Below are 16,709 nucleotides of genomic sequence, written 5' to 3' on the forward strand. Positions count from 1 at the left end.
GCGTTACGCCTCTGTCTGCCCCGTGCAGCGCCCCGACAATCGTGATGGAGACGTGGTGAGCGAGTTTGATAAGGTCGACCTGACCAACTGCGATCGCGAACCCATCCACCTTCTAGGCGCAATCCAGCCCGGCGGCTTTCTGATCGCGGTAAGCACCGACTGGATCATTGGCCGGGTGTCGCAGAATATCCGGGATCTTCTCGGGCATGACCCCGATGAACTTATCGGCATGCCGCTTGCCGATTACATCCCTGGTGCATTCCTGCACGACCTGCGCAACAAGGTCTCCTACCTCTCGACGCCCGACATGGTCGAACGGCTGTTCGGCTGTCAGATCGGCACGTCCGGGCAGCCCTTCGACGTGGCCCTCCATTTCTCAAATGGTCAGATCGTTATCGAGGCTGAGCCCGGTACCGCCTATGGCGGAGATGCGACCAACTCGGTTCGCGCCATGATGGCGCGGCTCGATCAGACGCGCGACCTGCAGACCTTCTACCGCGAAGGCGCGCGTCAGGTACGCGCGCTGCTCGGATATGATCGCGTCATGGTCTATAAGTTCGCGGCTTCAGGCGCGGGCGAGGTCGTTGCCGAGGCCGTGAAATCTGGCATTGGGAGCTTTCTGGGACTTCATTACCCCGCCAGTGACATCCCGCGCCAGGCGCGCGCGCTCTACAAGCGCAATCTTGTACGTATCGTGCGCGATGTGGATGCACACCCGATCCCCGTTGTGCCCGCGCTCGACGTCGCGGGCGCGCCGCTCGACCTGTCTTTGTCGATCCTGCGCTCTGTGTCGCCCATCCACATAGAATATCTCAAGAATATGGGGGTCGGCGCCACCCTGTCTATTTCGATCATCGTCGATGACGAGCTGTGGGGTCTGTTCGCCTGCCACAATTATTCACCGCGATCGCCGACGTTCGAGCGGCGGTCGGTGTGCGAGCTGTTCGCGCAGATGTTCTCGATGCGCCTTGAGAGCCGCGAGCGTCGCCAGATCGTGGACTATGAGCGGCGCGCGCGCGATATTTCCGACCAGCTGCTGGGCGCAGTCGCGTCCGATGAGACCCTTCTCAACGATCCCGACTGGCTCGGTGACATTCTGACCAGCGCGATCCCGGCGACGGGTGTCGGAGTGTGGATCAACGGCAATTATGCTTTCTCCGGCATCACTCCGCCGACCGAGGACTTTCGCCGCATCGTGCGAGCCCTCAACGGCACCGCGGCGGGCCGGGTTTACACGACCGATCATATCGGGAGCCTCATCCCCGACGCGAGCAGCTTCGCCGATCGCGCGGCCGGCCTGCTCGCCATTCCGATTTCGCGCTCTCCACGCGATTATGTCATCCTGTTTCGCGCCGAGCTCAAACAATCGGTTCGCTGGGCGGGAGACCCCCATAAGCCGGTCGAATATGGCCCCAACGGCCCCAGGCTCACGCCGCGCGAAAGCTTCGAAGAGTGGAAAGAAACCGTCGACGGGCACAGCGAGCCATTTACCCCGTCCGAGCTGCGGGTCGCTGAAACGCTTCGCGCAACGCTGATCGAAGTGGTGCTGCGACTGGCCGACGAAGCGGCCGCCGAGCGGCGCCAGTCGACCGCGCGCCAGGAGATGCTCATTGCCGAGCTCAACCATCGCGTACGCAATATTTTGGGCGTAATCCGCGGTCTTATCCGGCAGTCGCAGCCCGACAGCGCCGAAGTCAAAGAATTTGTGCGGCTCGTCGATGGCCGGATCCATGCCCTGGCGCGCGCGCACAACCAGATTACCGACGATCATTGGGGGCCAGCGCCGCTCGAAGCGTTGATCGCGGCCGAAGCGGCCGCCTTCGCTGCCGACAAGCGCAACGCGATCGTGGCGGAGGGGCCGCCCGTCCTGCTCAATCCGCAAGCCTATTCGACGATGGCGCTGGTGATCCACGAACTGGTCACCAATTCGACCAAATATGGCAGTCTGTCAGGTCGGGGCGAAGTCCATATCGAATGGTCGCGCAACGATCAGGGCGATCTTGATTTCGCCTGGCTCGAAAGCGGTGGCCCGACGGTCGTCCCGCCGAAGCGAAAGGGGTTCGGCACCACCATCGTCAACCGGTCAGTGCCCTATGATCTGGGGGGGAGCGCGAGCATCGATTATGCCCCGGACGGGGTGCGCGCGGTGTTCTGCATCCCGGCGCGCCACGTATCCGAGCCCAAAAGCTACGGAACCGCGCCCGCGAGGCCCGCACGACCATCGGTTTCCAGCCAGGAGGTCGTCAAGCCGCACTGGCTCGACCGCCGCACGATCTTGCTGGTCGAGGACAGCCTTATCATCGCGCTGGATGCCGAGGACATTCTCGACCGCTTCGGCGCCGATGTCGCCACGGCTTCAACCCCCGAGGCGGCCCACGATCTTCTCGACCGTGGCGGCATCGACTTCGCCATTCTCGATATCAACCTTGGCGACCAAACGAGTTTCGGGGTCGCCGACCGTCTGAGCGAACTCGGCATCCCCTTCTTTTTCGCCTCGGGCTATGGCGAGCAGGCGAGCCTCCCCATGCAACATCGCAATGCGCCCGTCGTCCAGAAACCCTATACAACCCACAATATCGCCAGCGCGATCGAGGGACTGTTCCAGTAAGGCGCCGCTCGTCAGGAACGATCGAGTAACTCGCGAAGCTTGCGAGCGAGGCCACCCACTGTGAAGGTCTTGGACAGCAGCTCGACGCCGGGACTAAGCCGCCCGTCGTGGCGATCGCGTCGCGCGGATATCCGGACGTAAAGAGGATCCGCAACGAGGGCGCGATCAGCTACGCGGCCGCGGCGAGTTCCAAACCAGAAATGTTGGGTATGATTACGTCGGTCACGAGCAGGCGGACATCCTGCCTCTTGCGCTCGAGCAGGCGAAGCACCGTCATGCGCTTCGATTGCGCGGCGCCCGTAAAGCTTCCCGTCTTCGTCGCGCAGCTTCACGAGTTCTTCCCACGCTTTAACCGGCGAAGGCGGCTCATTATCGTCGTCGGGGTTCCTTACACCCTGTTGAACAGAATGTCATTCATTGTAGCAATGAAATAGTTGCCGGCACCTTCCACAGAAGGTCAACCGCCAGCTTGTGCCCCGCCAATGCGGCGAATAGCGATTGCATTCGCCGCAGGACTTACGGATATTAGGCTTTGCCGATGCGGCGATTAATGGCTATTTTCGCCGCAAATGACGCGGTGAATATGCCTTATATTTACGAACATGAAGACTGGCCCCATTTCCGCTGGAATGGCGACGCGCTCGCGACCAAGCTTGCCGCCGTGCGTCACCGCCAAGGGTTCCTTTTGGGCCGGATGGGGGCGCTCGGTTTCGAGTCACGCAGCGAAGCTGTACTCACTACTCTCACCGAGACGGTTCTTAAATCCAGCGAAATCGAGGGTGAACATCTCGATAAGGCGCAGGTGCGCTCTTCGATTGCGCGCCGACTAGGCATGAACATCGCCGGCCTGATCCCATCCGATCGGTACGTCGAGGGCGTTGTCGAGATGATGCTCGATGCCACCCAGAATTACGCCAGGCCTCTGACCGCCCAAAGGCTGTTCGACTGGCATGCCGCCATGTTCCCAACCGCACGCAGCGGGATGACGGCGATCACCGTGGGAGCGTGGCGCAGCGACGAAAATGGACCGATGCAAGTCGTCTCGGGTGCTTTCGGCCATGAGAAGGTGCATTTTGAGGCACCGGGAGCGCCCGCCGTCGACGCCGAAATGTCAGCATTCCTAGACTGGTTCGAGAGTCGCCAGGAACTCGATCCAGTCTTGAAAGCCGGTATCGCTCATCTCTGGTTCGTGACGATCCACCCTTTCGAGGATGGCAACGGGCGGATCGCGCGCGCGATCGCTGACCTGGCCCTGGCACGCTCGGACGAGAGCGCCCAGCGCTTCTACAGCATGTCGAGCCAGATTCGAGCGGAGCGGCGGACCTACTACGAGCTTTTGGAGCGGACACAGAAGGGCGATCTCGATATCTCGCCTTGGCTGAGCTGGTTTCTCGACTGTCTTGGCCGTGCTTTTGAAGGCTCCGAACAAGCCCTCGCAACGGTGCTGACAAAAGCCCGCTTCTGGAATCGGCACCAAGGTACCCCGATCAACGAGCGTCAGCGCGCGGTCATAAACCGCCTATTGAATGGCTTTGAAGGCAAGCTCACCAGTTCGAAATGGGCTAAGCTCACCAAGACATCGAATGATACCGCGTTGCGCGACATCCAAGATCTGATGGGCAAAGGAATCCTTCTTCGTGACGAGGGAGGTGGACGGAGCACAAGTTACTCGCTGGCCGACGAAGAAATCGGCTGAGGAGGATCAAATAGGGGAGTTGGGGATTGGGTTGCAGGTCAAAGCGCCTGTGGTGATATCGGTCGTCGCAAGGCCAGTCCGATAACATATCTTATGTTAAATAGATCGTATGCGTCAGGGCGTCGCCGAGGGGGTTGCCGCCGGACCAGGCTTCAGGCTTTGTCCTCACCAGCTGGTCGCTCGAGCCGCATCACGCCCATGTAGGATCTAAATTAGTCGCGCGACCGCCATCGATCGAGTGCGCGGCTATAGTTATCTTGAGCTTCTTCCACGGCACGCTCCGCGCGCGTCAGCTGCGCACTTTGCCGGGCCTTTAATGCCCGCCGCTGATCACGTAGTTTTGCCTCGCGCTCATCCAGTTCGGCAAGTTGTTCACGCTGGCGCGCTCGAAGGCGTTCCATCTGCGCCAAAGCCTTTTCGACCGCGGCGCGGCTGGGTCTTGGAGGCAGCTTCTTCCGGCTCACACCATTTTTCCCCGGATGGGATTGGTCGGAGCGGTCGGCGTTGGGCTGCGCTTCGATTTCGTGTGGCGGCAAGGCCGCGAGCTGCTCAGTCAGCGAGCCACGCGACACGCGAATAACCTCACCGGGGCGCGCGAGCGGCTTCTCCATCAGGGCTGGTTCGGTCACCTCGCTGGCTCCGCCGCGGGCAAAAAGATCGTTGGTGCTTCCCCAGGCGCGCAAAGCGGCGGCGCGGCTCGGGGCAGCCACGAACGCGTCATGAAAGCCGGTGGAAGTCCGGAACACTTTCAGCTTTCTAGCCAACCCACCTTCCTTGCTCGTTGGGTTTGCGCTCGTTGGGTTTGCCGGCGCGGCTGATTATAAATCCGGAGCAGAGAATGGGGTTCCGGCGGCAGGCGGAAACGCAGCAATCATGGAATGATGGAACCTCGCGGTGACGCGAAGCAGTCAATCGCCGTTCGGTCGGGCCCAATGGATACTGATCGATCTCAACTTCTCGGAATCTTGCTGTGGCACAAAGTGCGTCTCACCGAATGACGGCGCGGCGACGCAAAGTGCGGCCTCGAAGCGCCAGGCTATCATTACATCGATTCGCAGGTGGCACAGGGAAAATGGGCCAGCCTTACAGATCAAGCCGCGAAACGGTCATGACTGACTGTCGGCAGAACGCCCAATACCGGGCGCGCATACCAATAGCCCTGATGATATCGCACGCCCAGCCTTGCTAGGGTCGAAGCCTCCTGCTCTGTCTCGATCCCCTCAGCGATAAGCTGGGTGTCGAGCTCCTCACACATCGTCACGATTGCGCGCACGATCACCTGGCGCCGCCGATCGGAATCAATCCCACGGACCAACTCCATGTCGAGTTTGACCTCGTCTGGCTGAAACTTCGCGAACATGTCCAAGCCCGAGTAACCGGCTCCGAAATCGTCGACCGCGACGGTGAAACCAATCTTCTTATAAGTGTCGATGATCGCCAGGACGTGGTTGGGTGACCCCATCTGCTCATTTTCCGTAAACTCGAAAATCAATCGATCGATTGCTAGGCCGACACGACGCGCGGTTGCTAAGGTTAGCTGGATGCAGGCGAGAGGCGAATAGACCGCATTCGGAAGAAAATTGATCGCCAGCTTGGCGTCGGTCTGCATCAGACCGGCACCCATCGCTGTCTCAATCGCCTTGACCCTGCACGCTTGATCGAAAGCATAGCGATTGACTTCGGTAACACTCGACAAAATGCGGTGCGCGCCTGCGCCGTCAACGCCACGCACAAGCGCCTCATAGGCAAAGATCGAGCGCGCCTGCACGTCTACGATGGGCTGGAAAGCCATGGCAAAGGGAATTTCAAAGTCCGCGCCGTCGCGGCACCCACTGCAGGCATGTTCCATTCTCACGGTCTAGCTAAAGGGCATCGGATCTAAAACAACGTGGATCAGGCTACCCTCATTGGTCTTATTCGAGCTTGCCCGCTGCGATTGGCTGCAAGCTGTAAATAACTAATAGAATAATATGCTGGGGTGGGCTTGCGAGAACGCGTTGACCTAACCAATTCCAAAGTCACGAGTGAAGCGCGTAATCTGGCCCGTCCAGACTTCCAGATAGCTGTACTCCGCGAAAGTCCTCGTATTAGGCTCCGCGCATCTTATGTGCATGGTGTCGGAGATACGAATAGGCGCCAGTCAATCGGTCGCCGTGCACGTGGCAGCAACGCTCGCGAGGTGAATGATCTGCGCGGGCTTGGCCGGCAAGATATCTCCCGTCCGATCATCCAGTCATCGATGCCGCCTTCAGTCGTGCCGCCGTATATAGCAGTCCAGCGCTTTGTCGCCGCACACCGCTACTTGCGAGGGAACGTCTCCCATCCGTGCTCGGTTTTGCCTCACGCACTCGAGAGGAGCTGACGATGGCTGAAGCGCTTCGCAAAGGCACCAAGGTAAAATGGAACAGCAGCGGTGGCATCGCGCACGGCAAGGTCGTGAAGAAGGTGACGAGCGAGACCAGGATAAAGAACCACAAGGTCGCCGCTTCGGATGACAACCCCCAGGTCATTGTCGAGACCAAAAAGGGTTCCAGAGCAGCGCATAAGCCGTCGGCCCTGACCCGGGAATAGCAGCAGACCCCCGCGCGGATATTATCCCAGATTACAGCTCTATATCAAAAAGGATACGACCATGAATGACATCAGCAGCATTCCAACCGCTTCCTCCAAAGTCCAGTCAATTTCGAATAAGAAGACGGCTCTAACCGACGCATTCAGAGAGCATTTCTCGGGCAATGCGCCGCTCACCGACAAGGCGCGCAGCTTTGCAAAGGCTCGGCCGTGGACGAGCGCCGCTTTCCTGGGGATCGCCGCAATCGGCCTTATCCAGACGCTGCGCGGTGCACAGCGTTAACCTGTCGACTAACGCTTACCATATAGACGCCTCGCCTCATGGCGGGGCGTTTTGGCTTCCTTGGACAGATCGGCTGCGATCAGCCAACGTAAAAATCGGCAGCAAGGAATGTATACAGATCGTCGGTCTTTCAATCAGATAGATTTTGAGACGGGGTCAAACCAGTCGCGCCCCCGCTCACGCAATGGCGAGACGGCCGCGACGCCCAATACGGCCGATTTTCAATCGGACGGCGAGCGTAAACCGTCACGGTCTCGACCCTACCGCCCTTCCAGCATTTGAAAGCCTGTCACGAGCACCGGCACCGCTGCTAGCATGAGCAGGATCAGGGCGGCCATTGCCAGATAGTGCGCAAGCAGCGGCGTTTGCCGTCGGCTCCGCCAAGCCGTCACGATCGAAATCCCGGCTAGGAACAGGCCGGAGGCAAGCAGGACCGTCCAAAGATAAACCGTACAATCTATGGCCTGCTCAGAACCGCGTGCGGCCACTAGGGGCACCGCCAGAGTGCTCACGAGCAAGACGGCCAGCCACAAGCCTACCCAGCGACCAATCTTAATCTGAGCCCCCTGCGCAACCCCGGACGACGCTAGGCGCATTCATCCGTTTAACGCGGCAGGCTATGGGGCCATCACCTGTACTGCGGCAAGCGGCGAAATTGATCCGGGACCGAATACCGGTCCACTGCTCTGCAGCAATTGTGCTCACCACGTCATAATAGTATGTTGGAAGAGGCCAGCAGCACGCCGGCCGGAGGGGCTACCGATGGCGGGGAACGACCTGGAATATTATCGCGCCCGCGAGGCGCATTGCCGCAGTTTGGCCGAGCAATGCACTGATGCTGCGCAAACGCGCATTCATCTTTCCTTGGCAGAGCTCCACCGTAAGCGATGTGCAGATATCGAGAGTAGGTCGCGCACCGAAAAAGTCTGATCGGCCGATCGCTCCTGGCGATTGCCGATAAATCCATCCCCACTTGCCGTTGGCCTGAGCTTTAGGGTCGGCGCCGGAGAAATTATGCTCCAGCTAACCTACATAAGCACCGCGGCCCCATCGCTTTCCATCTACGATGCCGAGATGATCCTGGAGACGTCCCGTCGCAATAATAGCCATGCCGGCCTCACCGGGCTGCTGGTGTTCGACGGAACCCGATTCCTGCAAGCCCTCGAAGGCGATCAAATTCCGGTAGAAGACACGTATCTGCGTATCTGTGCAGATACGCGACACAGGGCCGTGGTCGAGCTCTCGCGGCGGTCCGTCAACGCGCGCCAGTTCGGCGGATGGGCTATGGCCTCTCAGGTGATTGGCCCGATAATAGGAAAGGGCGACATCGTAGGCACCGTCGATGCGCTCACTGAAACAATCCCTGAGCCCAACACTCGCGCGCTGTTTCGCAGCTTTGCCAGACTTCGGGCAGCATGGCCTGATTAACGCTGTGTGGGCGCGACGAGATAGCTCGGTGTGCTTAAGCGAGCATCCGACTGCGTACGCCGCTGCGTACCCGCATACCGCGCCTTGTCCTTGCCTTGATATAGGTCGCCGGCTCCTGCAGCGTCTTTTGCCCCGACACGGGGCGGATATCGAAGACCCCCCGCGTCACCCAGCTGAGGCGCGTCGCCATACCGCAACCCGGTCATCGTCACTTCCTTCGGCTGTGCGGCCGCATCGCGGATCTTGCGGAAGATGGCGACTGGCATGGTCATCGTCACATCGCTGCCTGTTGTCGTCGCTCAGGACGATCTGCCTCTTGACCCTTCCGTGGCGAACGTCCTCATTTCAGACGCGCCCTCTCATCTTCAAGAAATAAGTGCCGCCGCGCGCCTGCCGTGCGCCTTCTGCAGAGCGCTGTAAGGCTTGCTGCCGTGCGGAGCCGAGATATTCGACGCGGGGCGGTCGCCGAACACAAACGTCCTCAGATGGAACCATTTCTGACCATATATCCGCGATAATCGGGGCGGGTTTTGAACAACGGCTTTCTCATACGCACCGGCACCTTTCGCCGGTTAAACGCAGACACAGCTGGGAAGGCGGGCCTTAGCTAACGTCGGCAAACTCGTCGTCGATGCCGATCGCCTCGACTTGGCTGATCAGGCGGCGGCGCACACAGTCGAGCACCCTCAGCTCGTAAATATTGGTGCCGTTCCAGCCGTAGTCTTCCCGACCCAGGAGCCATTACGCCCGAGCGGGGTGAAAATCTTCAGCGCGACCCACGTGTATGCTGGCGCCGCGTCCCGATCCCACGCCGCTAGCCCATCCAGCAAGTTTTCGAGAGCAAAGGACAAGACTTTTTCCCCGATAGTCTAAAGATCGATGCCTAAACTCTTGGTTGCAAACATTTCCTTGGATACTCGTTTTGGGTAAACGGCTATTAAGCAGCAGGGACTGAACATGCATCACTTCGAATCATCTCGGCCGGGTGCGCCGTTCGTCGTGAGCGCGTGCGCGGAATTTCACGGATCTTCCTGCCCGGCCTGCCGCGACGCCAGTGTTTTTGCAGCTTTGGATCAGGTTGCTGAGCGCGGAGGGAGCGGTGTCACAACACTAACGGCGCCGACCGTCGCAAGTATTGAACAGCCGGCCCGGTCGGACCCTTAAAGCGAAACTCCTTAGTTGCGGGTCGCCATTGGCGACGTCATTCAACCCGCTATGCCGAAGACCATCATCATCGACGATAGCCGTTCCGGACGAGCCGTCGTTGGCGACGTGGTTCGCTTCAATGCTGTCGACCGCCACGGGCCGCTTTCGATCGACATCAATCTGTTGGCGTGGACCGTCTTGCGTGATCGCAATCCTGACATTCGAGATGCAGCAAAGGCCGTTGCCGCGCTCGCGCCTGATGGTGCCTGGCGCAAACTTGATGGCGCCCGCAACCTGCTCGTCACGCTCGGCCCACTCGTAATCGAGGGTGGCGCTCCCTTCCTCTAACGCGCTCATTCGCAGCCCCTGATCGGGTTGCGTGCAGTGTCTGCGCGATCGGTGAGCTGGACCGGCTTCCAGCATCAGGGCCATCCCGCACAGCGTATTTATGCAACGCCAGAAGCCAGCATTACGCAGGCTGTCGAAACCGACCGCGCGGCGTTGCAGGCGGGTCAGGCTCGCGGTGAAATCAACGAGGCGTGCCGTGCAATTCGCCTCATCATCATAGCAATCATGCCCTGCCTGATAGGTCGGTCACCCGTTGTTCGCTGGCCTGTTTCAAGCAAGCGTACACCCAGTTAGAGAACGGGTGCGTCATGTCTACGCGAGGTCCCCATTCAAAAATATTCTCGGTTTGAAACCTCGTCGTGCCAGCGAAGGCAACCGCGCCGCCGTCGTAGCAGATGACGCATCCATCAAAAGTACAGTTGGTGAAAGTGTTGCCATCCAGATAGACGACATCATCGATGAATGTCCGACCCGTGAATTCCAATGGATTTCTCCGTCTGCAGAGGCCCGTCCGATCACAACAATCGATGTCGGCAACTTGATCGTTGGAGCGGAGTAGGAGGTCGGACGTTGGCGGCGCGTCCGCACATCTTTCCAGCCTCCAGGGAAATGCCACCGAGAGGCGCGGCCGAGACGATCAGAAATGGAAGAGACGCTGGCGCCTCGACGCAGGCCGTGACCCGCATCCAAAGGCAACACTCTGGAGCTATCTAGATATGTCCAACGCCAACGCAGTGGGATGCTTGCGCGACCGCCATCAGCATGACCCGGACATTCTACGGCTGGAATGGGGCGGTTGACCGCCGTTAGGGTTGGCGGCTGGAAAACGCGTGAAGGCCCAAAGGCCGCGCGAATGCAAGCGCCTTACGGTGAAGTATTAGCGTGTTCGCATTGCGAGCGCGAGAGCCCTCGGATACTGATCGGGCGGACACTTTTTTGAGGCCCTGCCGGGGTCATCGCCCGTTTAATGCGCATGCCGACCGGGATTGGGAGAGCATAGCAATGCTCGCTCTAGCACCGCATCTCCTAATGTTATAAATCCTCGGAGATTATGAGCAGCACTCCGAGGAAAACTAACAACGCAAAGGGCACGCAGAGCAAGCGCGCCCTAATTCTGCTCGATCGACATGGCATAATGCGAACGCGCGAACTGGTCGCCGGAGGGGTCGCCGCCACCACGCTCAGCCGCATGGAAAAGGACGGCATCATCCAACGGCTGTCGCGCGGCCTCTATCAACGCAGCGATGCGGCGACCGACATCAACCATGACCTTGCGGAGGCCGCTAAAAGGGTGCCGAAGGGGGTTATTTGCCTGACGTCAGCGCTCGCTTTCCACGAACTCACCGATCAGATTCCACACCGCATTTGGCTCGCGATCGGCGCAAAGGATTGGCAGCCAAGCGACAACGGGCCTAGCCTACGGATCATTCGCCTCACACAAACGCTGCTCCAGCGCGATATCCAAACCCACATGATCGACGGCGTACCCGTCCGGATCTTCAACATCCCCCGAACCCTCGTTGACTGCTTCCGATTCCGCAAATCGGTCGGGCTGAGCGTCGCGGTCGAAGCCCTGCGCGACGCGCTCAAGACCCGACGCACGACCGCCGCGGAGATTGCCGATCGCGCGCATCAGTCCGGCAGCTGGACGATCATCCGGCCGTATCTCGAGGCCTATACGATCGATGGCTAGGCCGCCGCGCAACATCGCACCGTCCGTCAGGGCTCGCCTCCTGATGCTCTCGAAGGAGGGCGGCCAGCCATTCCAGCTCGTCCTCACCCGTTTTGCCCTCGAACGCCTGCTCTACCGGCTTGGAAAGTCAGACCATGCCGGGCGCTTCGTCCTCAAAGGCGCTATGCTCCTCACCTCCTGGTTCGACCTTCCGACGCGCCCGACACGCGACATAGACCTGCTTGGCTTCGGCGATGCCGACAGCGAAGCGATGCTCGAGACCTTCCGCGAGATCCTGATGGTCGAGGTCGATGACGGGGTGGTCTTCGACCGGGAAGGACTCCGCGTCGAGCGTATCCGCGATCATCTCGCCTATGGCGGGGTCCGCCTTCGGACACGGGCGAACATCGACGGCGCCGTCGTGGCCGTCGTGATCGATGTCGGCTTCGGCGACGCGATCGAGCCGGGCGCCGAGGAGATCGACTATCCGGCGCTGCTCGACCTCCCCCGCCCCGCCTGAGCGCTTATGCCCGCGAGACGGTGATCGCCGAGAAGTTCCAGGCAATGGTCGATCTCGGACGAGCGAACACGCGCCTCAAGGACTATTTCGACATCTGGCTGATCGCCGAGAGCTTCACCTTCGAGGACGACCGCCTTGCTCAGGCCGAAGGATGACTTGTGCGGCTAAATCTACCAGATCCTGCGGGGCCTCCTCGTCTGGACCGATCTCGGGGACCGCGACGAACTCACCCTCGAGGGCGCGGAGGACCTCGATCTTGTCAGCGGGGACGAGGCCTCGATCGAGCAGATCAAGGATGCCGCGGGCTCGGGCACGATCACGCTCAGGACCCCTGCGGTGCGGGACGCGATCGGTCATTTCTGGGATCACCGCCGACAGAACCCTAATTATCGAACCGGCTTTCGCTACCTCACCACCTCCGAGATCGGGATCGAGCAGGGCGCGCCCTTCGGCCCCGCGCGTCCCGGCCTCGGTCTCTGGACCAGCATCCAGGAGGAGCTGGGCGGCACCGGCGCCGACGCCGTGCAGCTCGCTGCCTTCCTCGCCCAGGACGAGGCGCTCCCCGCCGCCCTGCGAATCTTTTGCGGCTCGGTCACCCCGGAGGCGATGATAAAGCAACTGATCCTGCCGATGGCCTGGATCGTCGGTCAAGGCGACCGCGACAGCCTGGTGCGCCGTGTAGAAGCCCCGCAGGGAACATGCGTGGCTTTCGAAGTTATTGATCTGTCTGGAATCTTGGTTGCGGGAGCTGGATTTGAACCAGCGAACTTCAGGTTATGAGCCTGAAGGTCTGTATCGCTCACCAATTACGCCTCCTCGAGCAACAGTCTGGCGATATCGGCTTCACCTTCATCAGCCATTCGATGAAGGATGGTGGCGGTTTCCTGATCGGTGGTCGAGCGCGCGAGGCGTCGGCATTGCTCCACCCTGCCCCGCATTTTTCGGATGAGTTCGTCGCGCTCCATGATTCCCCTCTCCGGCTCGATACAGAAATGATTTCGGCGCCGTGATGTTCCTCGATGGGTGGATTTGGATCCAGCATGGCCGAGGCGGGAATGACAAATCTGACCGGGGTCCGCGCGCGCGTACCAAGCCGTCAGAGACATCTGCATTAAGTCCGGGCGAGGCTCTTGCCAGTCCTTCCCGGGAAATCTGCAAGAGCCTCAAGCCGTTATGGCACCGTTTCGATTTTACCGCTATGATTCAGATCAGATTTGCTGGCCCGAAATTGTAGCAGCTATCGACGGGCAGCAACCGAGAGGAGGTTTTCACGCCAGATGAAATGAGACCCAGGATTGGCCTCCTGAAATCGGTCCGATCGCTGGCCACGAGCTCGTCGTCTGCCGCTTCACAAATCTGAACCGGCGAGCTCCGTCACTTGCGGAAAGTCTGGTGATTCAGGAGACGGCGGGCCCCGCCATCTTGGCCGCTTCGTTCACCATAGCACGCTCGACATTATCTTTCGCGGCCTCTGCCATGGCTTCCCATGTTGCTGCAGCCCGAAGGTGCATCTCGCGCCGATTGACGAGCGTCGCCTGGGCGGCAGCGCGTCGCTGGGTCTCTGCCTGAGCGCAATAGACTTCGTACTGGTTCATCGCTCCGGACCTACAGACACCTTTGTCGAATGCAAGGTCGCTTCCAAGATGATCAACCAGACGCCGCTTCATTACACGCGCCAGGTGACCGCCCGACATGATAGAAGCCCCGTGAATCTTCCGCATCGGACCACCCGGCGAGGATTATAGAGCGTCCCCGTCCCCGCCCTGCAAGGGGGGGGCTTAAGCAGTGCCTGCTGTCAGAATGCGGTTGTACAGCGCGATGTAATTGTCGACCATCGTCTCCACCGCGAAGCGCTCGCGCGCCCTTTTTCTTATCGTTGCGCGGTCCAGTTGTGCCGCGCCTTCGATCGCGGCCGCCGCCTCTTCGATATCATCGATCAGGAAGCCCGTGACACCATGTTCGATCAGTTCTGCCATCGAACCGCGCCTGCGGGCGATCACCGGTGTCCCACATGCCATCGCCTCGATCACCGATAAACCAAATGGTTCGTCGAAGTTGATCAGATGAAGCAGGGCGCGCGCTCGACCGAGCGCCTGATAGCGGGCCGCGCCGCCGACCACCCCATGGAAGCGCACCCTTTTTCCATCGACATGGGGAGCTACCGAGCGCGCATGGTATTCGCCATCCTGGACAAGGCCATAAAGATCGAGGGGTTTCCCGACCTCCTGAGCTATCCTAATTGCTTCTGCAGCCCCCTTGTCGGGATGGATACGGCCGAAGAACAGGAGTCGATCGTCGCCCGCAGTATCCAGCGGGAAGTCTTCGAAGCGGATTCCGTGATGGATCGTAGCGGCATATTCCAGCGCCGGGTGACGGTCCGCGTCGCTGATCGCGACATAATGAATCCGTTTCTCGAACGGCTTGTACATCGGCAGGATCCGCTCCGATGAAAAACCATGGATTGTCGTGACGATCGGGGTGGCCACCATGCGCGCAAAAGCGTGGGCAGGAAAATCGGCCTGGTTGTGAATGATATCGAACTGGTCGGCCTGACCGAAAATATGCGCGAGATGGCGATATTCCCAGACCTTTGCATCGATTGCAGGATCCTCGTTGTATGAGGCGGGCACAACGCCATCGAGCTTTGCCGAAGTCACGCTGTCGAGCGTCGCAAACAGGGTGACGTCGATGCCGCGTGCGACGAGGCCCTCGGTCAGCAAGCTGGTGACGAGTTCCCACGGACCGTAATGGCGTGGCGGGGTTCGCCAGGCGATCGGCGCTAGCATGGCGATGCGCATTATCCGTCGATCTCCTCCAGCCTTATGATCAGCCCCTCATCAGGTCCGATCCGGTCATCAACCGCCCGCACCGTCAGGGTCGAGGCGAGGACGTCTCCGGCGCGATATCCCGGCGGAACCGGTAGCCTCCAGTCTCGCGTCCCCAGGTTCAGGACGACAAGCAGATGCTCGCTGTCATGGCGGCGCTCGAATGCGATGAGATCCTCGTGCATGTCGAGCAATGTCATGCTGCCCACCGCGAGCGCAGGTTCGGCCCGCCGTAGCGCCAGAATGCGGCGAACGAAGTGCAGCATCGAACCCGGATCCTCCTCTTGCGAAGCGACATTGCGTGTTGGCCAGTCGGGGTTAAGCGGGAGCCAGGGCTCGGCCGTGCTGAAGTCCGCAAAAGCCCCCTCGCCCCATGGCATGGGTGTGCGAGAGCGGTCGCGGCCGATCCCCAGGTCGGGCTGCCGCAGGTCTTGTGGATCGCGGATCCGATCCCTGGGAATGACGACCTGGCCAATCGCCAGCTCGTCCCCCTGATAGAGGGTCGGCGTGCCGCGTAACGTAAGGAGCATCATCGTTGCGATCCGCGCCTGCGGCTCGCCCAGCCGGGCCGCGATGCGCGGCGCATCATGGCTTCCCATAACCCAGTTGGGCCAGCCGTGCGCCGGCAGGGACTCGAGATATGCTGAAATCATCGCATGGAGGCCGCGTGCGTCCCACTCGGTCTCGATAAGCTGAAAGTTGAAGGGCAGATGGACCTCAGGCTGCTCGGGGGTACCGAACCAGCGCGCGTGGCGGTCGTTGGGCAGGAAGATCTCGCCGATCAGAACCTTTTCGCGATAGGTATCGGCCAGGCGGCGCATCTCGGCTGCGATGGCGTGGGCCTCGGGCTGATCGGTCGAATAGAGCTGGAGGACCTTGTCGCGCTCGGTACGATCTGGCGTCCAGGCTGGATTGAGCGGATTATCGGGAAAGTCCTGATGCTTGACGATGTGCCAGAGCACATCGATGCGAAAGCCGTCCACACCACGGTTGAACCAGAACCGCATCACGTCGAACATCGCCTCGCGCAGCTGCGGGTTGCGCCAGTTCAGATCGGGTTGCTCCTTCAGAAAGGCATGCAGAAAATATTGCCCCGTGAGATCATCCCACTCCCAGGCTGAACCGCCAAAATCGCTGATCCAGTTGTTGGGAGGACCGCCATCGGGTGCCGGATCGCGCCAGATGTACCAGTCCCGCTTGGGATCGAGCCGGCTGCGTCGGCTCGCCTGGAACCAAGGGTGCTGGTCCGAGCTGTGATTGGGCACCAGATCGAGGATAAGTTTGAGACCGCGTTCATGCAGGCGCGTGCATAAGCGGTCGAAATCGGCGAGATCGCCGAACAAGGGTTCGATCCCGGTATAGTCCGCGACGTCATAACCAAAGTCGCGCATTGGTGAACAGAAGATCGGCGAAAGCCAGACGGCGTCGATCCCGAGTGCTGCGATATAGTCCAGCCTCTGCTCAATCCCACGAAGGTCGCCGATGCCGTCGCCGTCGCTGTCCTGGAACGACCGGGGATAGATCTGGTAGATTACGCCGCTGGCCCACCAGGGTGGCTCACCCGACATCGTGCTTCCTTCCGCCACCAGACCATTATCGCCGAAGCCGGGCT

Annotated in this window: 16 protein-coding genes, 1 tRNA gene and 1 pseudogene; 9 read left to right on the forward strand and 9 right to left on the reverse strand. The window is 60.3% G+C overall.

Annotation, left to right across the window (positions count from 1 at the left end; translation table 11 throughout):
* Positions 1-55: 55 nt before the first annotated feature.
* Entirely contained in the window at positions 56-2,608 is a 2,553-nt protein-coding gene (locus EOD43_RS19295; protein WP_127745658.1) for an HWE histidine kinase domain-containing protein, read from the forward strand.
* Positions 2,609-3,158: 550 nt separating this feature from the next.
* Entirely contained in the window at positions 3,159-4,304 is a 1,146-nt protein-coding gene (locus EOD43_RS19300) for a Fic family protein (RefSeq protein ID WP_240653370.1), read from the forward strand.
* A gap of 212 nt (positions 4,305-4,516) precedes the next feature.
* Here the strand turns inward: EOD43_RS19300 and EOD43_RS19305 are convergent, their stop codons facing one another.
* The gene (locus EOD43_RS19305; protein ID WP_127745659.1) at positions 4,517-5,068 is read right to left on the reverse strand and encodes a hypothetical protein; all 552 of its coding nucleotides are present in this window, start codon (positions 5,066-5,068) and stop codon (positions 4,517-4,519) included.
* Between the two features lie 326 nt (positions 5,069-5,394).
* Entirely contained in the window at positions 5,395-6,153 is a 759-nt protein-coding gene (locus EOD43_RS19310; protein ID WP_127745660.1) for an EAL domain-containing protein, read from the reverse strand.
* A 515-nt stretch (positions 6,154-6,668) separates the two neighbouring features.
* Here EOD43_RS19310 and EOD43_RS19315 point away from each other — a divergent pair.
* From EOD43_RS19315 to EOD43_RS19330, 3 genes are all read left to right on the forward strand, one after another.
* Complete coding sequence (locus EOD43_RS19315; RefSeq protein ID WP_127745661.1) at positions 6,669-6,875, forward strand: hypervirulence associated TUDOR domain-containing protein; 207 nt, start codon at positions 6,669-6,671, stop codon at positions 6,873-6,875.
* Positions 6,876-6,936: 61 nt separating this feature from the next.
* Positions 6,937-7,158: a hypothetical protein gene (locus tag EOD43_RS19320; protein ID WP_127745662.1), complete on the forward strand. Its 222-nt coding sequence runs from the start codon at positions 6,937-6,939 to the stop codon at positions 7,156-7,158.
* Positions 7,159-8,172: 1,014 nt separating this feature from the next.
* Positions 8,173-8,586 carry a BLUF domain-containing protein gene (locus EOD43_RS19330; RefSeq protein ID WP_127745664.1) on the forward strand — a complete coding sequence of 138 codons (414 nt, stop codon included), beginning with the start codon at positions 8,173-8,175 and terminating at the stop codon, positions 8,584-8,586.
* Here EOD43_RS19330 and EOD43_RS23785 read toward each other — a convergent pair.
* Positions 8,583-8,858: a hypothetical protein gene (locus EOD43_RS23785; RefSeq protein ID WP_164857352.1), complete on the reverse strand. Its 276-nt coding sequence runs from the start codon at positions 8,856-8,858 to the stop codon at positions 8,583-8,585. The two genes, EOD43_RS19330 and EOD43_RS23785, sit on opposite strands and share 4 nt — an antisense overlap.
* 943 nt (positions 8,859-9,801) lie before the next feature.
* On the opposite strand from EOD43_RS23785, the gene EOD43_RS19335 reads away from it, so the two are divergent.
* From EOD43_RS19335 to EOD43_RS19350, 4 genes and pseudogenes are all read left to right on the forward strand, one after another.
* Positions 9,802-10,080: a hypothetical protein gene (locus EOD43_RS19335; protein WP_127745665.1), complete on the forward strand. Its 279-nt coding sequence runs from the start codon at positions 9,802-9,804 to the stop codon at positions 10,078-10,080.
* 301 nt (positions 10,081-10,381) lie between these two features.
* On the forward strand, positions 10,382-10,639 hold the full coding sequence (locus EOD43_RS19340) for a hypothetical protein (RefSeq protein ID WP_164857353.1): 258 nt from the start codon (positions 10,382-10,384) through the stop codon (positions 10,637-10,639).
* 492 nt (positions 10,640-11,131) lie between these two features.
* On the forward strand, positions 11,132-11,773 hold the full coding sequence (locus tag EOD43_RS19345; protein ID WP_127745667.1) for a type IV toxin-antitoxin system AbiEi family antitoxin domain-containing protein: 642 nt from the start codon (positions 11,132-11,134) through the stop codon (positions 11,771-11,773).
* A 163-nt stretch (positions 11,774-11,936) separates the two neighbouring features.
* A pseudogene (locus EOD43_RS19350) lies at positions 11,937-12,427 on the forward strand (nucleotidyl transferase AbiEii/AbiGii toxin family protein).
* Here EOD43_RS19350 and EOD43_RS19355 read toward each other — a convergent pair.
* From EOD43_RS19355 to EOD43_RS19380, 6 genes are all read right to left on the reverse strand, one after another.
* Complete coding sequence (locus tag EOD43_RS19355; RefSeq protein WP_127745668.1) at positions 12,387-12,923, reverse strand: hypothetical protein; 537 nt, start codon at positions 12,921-12,923, stop codon at positions 12,387-12,389. The pseudogene EOD43_RS19350 and the gene EOD43_RS19355 overlap by 41 nt on opposite strands.
* A gap of 85 nt (positions 12,924-13,008) precedes the next feature.
* Positions 13,009-13,093: transfer RNA gene (locus tag EOD43_RS19360), tRNA-Met, on the reverse strand.
* Positions 13,079-13,237: a hypothetical protein gene (locus EOD43_RS23790; protein WP_164857354.1), complete on the reverse strand. Its 159-nt coding sequence runs from the start codon at positions 13,235-13,237 to the stop codon at positions 13,079-13,081. The genes EOD43_RS19360 and EOD43_RS23790 overlap by 15 nt, the downstream gene beginning before the upstream one ends.
* 432 nt (positions 13,238-13,669) lie before the next feature.
* Entirely contained in the window at positions 13,670-13,939 is a 270-nt protein-coding gene (locus EOD43_RS19370; protein WP_240653371.1) for a hypothetical protein, read from the reverse strand.
* 111 nt (positions 13,940-14,050) lie between these two features.
* On the reverse strand, positions 14,051-15,070 hold the full coding sequence (locus EOD43_RS19375; protein WP_127745671.1) for a glycosyltransferase family 4 protein: 1,020 nt from the start codon (positions 15,068-15,070) through the stop codon (positions 14,051-14,053).
* The gene (locus tag EOD43_RS19380; RefSeq protein ID WP_127745672.1) at positions 15,070-16,665 is read right to left on the reverse strand and encodes an alpha-amylase family glycosyl hydrolase; all 1,596 of its coding nucleotides are present in this window, start codon (positions 16,663-16,665) and stop codon (positions 15,070-15,072) included. The genes EOD43_RS19375 and EOD43_RS19380 overlap by 1 nt, the downstream gene beginning before the upstream one ends.
* Positions 16,666-16,709 lie beyond the last annotated feature (44 nt).

The sequence above is a fragment of the Sphingomonas crocodyli genome (genome assembly GCF_004005865.1).
GTDB lineage: Bacteria > Pseudomonadota > Alphaproteobacteria > Sphingomonadales > Sphingomonadaceae > Rhizorhabdus > Rhizorhabdus crocodyli.

Bases quoted from the DNA above. Each gene is read 5' to 3' on its own strand.
- EOD43_RS19300 (WP_240653370.1), top strand. From the start codon at position 3,159: ATGGCTATTTTCGCCGCAAATGACGCGGTGAATATGCCTTATATTTAC.
- EOD43_RS19310 (WP_127745660.1), bottom strand. From the start codon at position 6,153: ATGGAACATGCCTGCAGTGGGTGCCGCGACGGCGCGGACTTTGAAATT.
- EOD43_RS19315 (WP_127745661.1), top strand. From the start codon at position 6,669: ATGGCTGAAGCGCTTCGCAAAGGCACCAAGGTAAAATGGAACAGCAGC.
- EOD43_RS19320 (WP_127745662.1), top strand. From the start codon at position 6,937: ATGAATGACATCAGCAGCATTCCAACCGCTTCCTCCAAAGTCCAGTCA.
- EOD43_RS19330 (WP_127745664.1), top strand. From the start codon at position 8,173: ATGCTCCAGCTAACCTACATAAGCACCGCGGCCCCATCGCTTTCCATC.
- EOD43_RS23785 (WP_164857352.1), bottom strand. From the start codon at position 8,858: ATGACCATGCCAGTCGCCATCTTCCGCAAGATCCGCGATGCGGCCGCA.
- EOD43_RS19335 (WP_127745665.1), top strand. From the start codon at position 9,802: ATGCCGAAGACCATCATCATCGACGATAGCCGTTCCGGACGAGCCGTC.
- EOD43_RS19345 (WP_127745667.1), top strand. From the start codon at position 11,132: ATGAGCAGCACTCCGAGGAAAACTAACAACGCAAAGGGCACGCAGAGC.
- EOD43_RS23790 (WP_164857354.1), bottom strand. From the start codon at position 13,237: ATGGAGCGCGACGAACTCATCCGAAAAATGCGGGGCAGGGTGGAGCAA.
- EOD43_RS19370 (WP_240653371.1), bottom strand. From the start codon at position 13,939: ATGAAGCGGCGTCTGGTTGATCATCTTGGAAGCGACCTTGCATTCGAC.
- EOD43_RS19375 (WP_127745671.1), bottom strand. From the start codon at position 15,070: ATGCGCATCGCCATGCTAGCGCCGATCGCCTGGCGAACCCCGCCACGC.
- EOD43_RS19380 (WP_127745672.1), bottom strand. From the start codon at position 16,665: ATGTCGGGTGAGCCACCCTGGTGGGCCAGCGGCGTAATCTACCAGATC.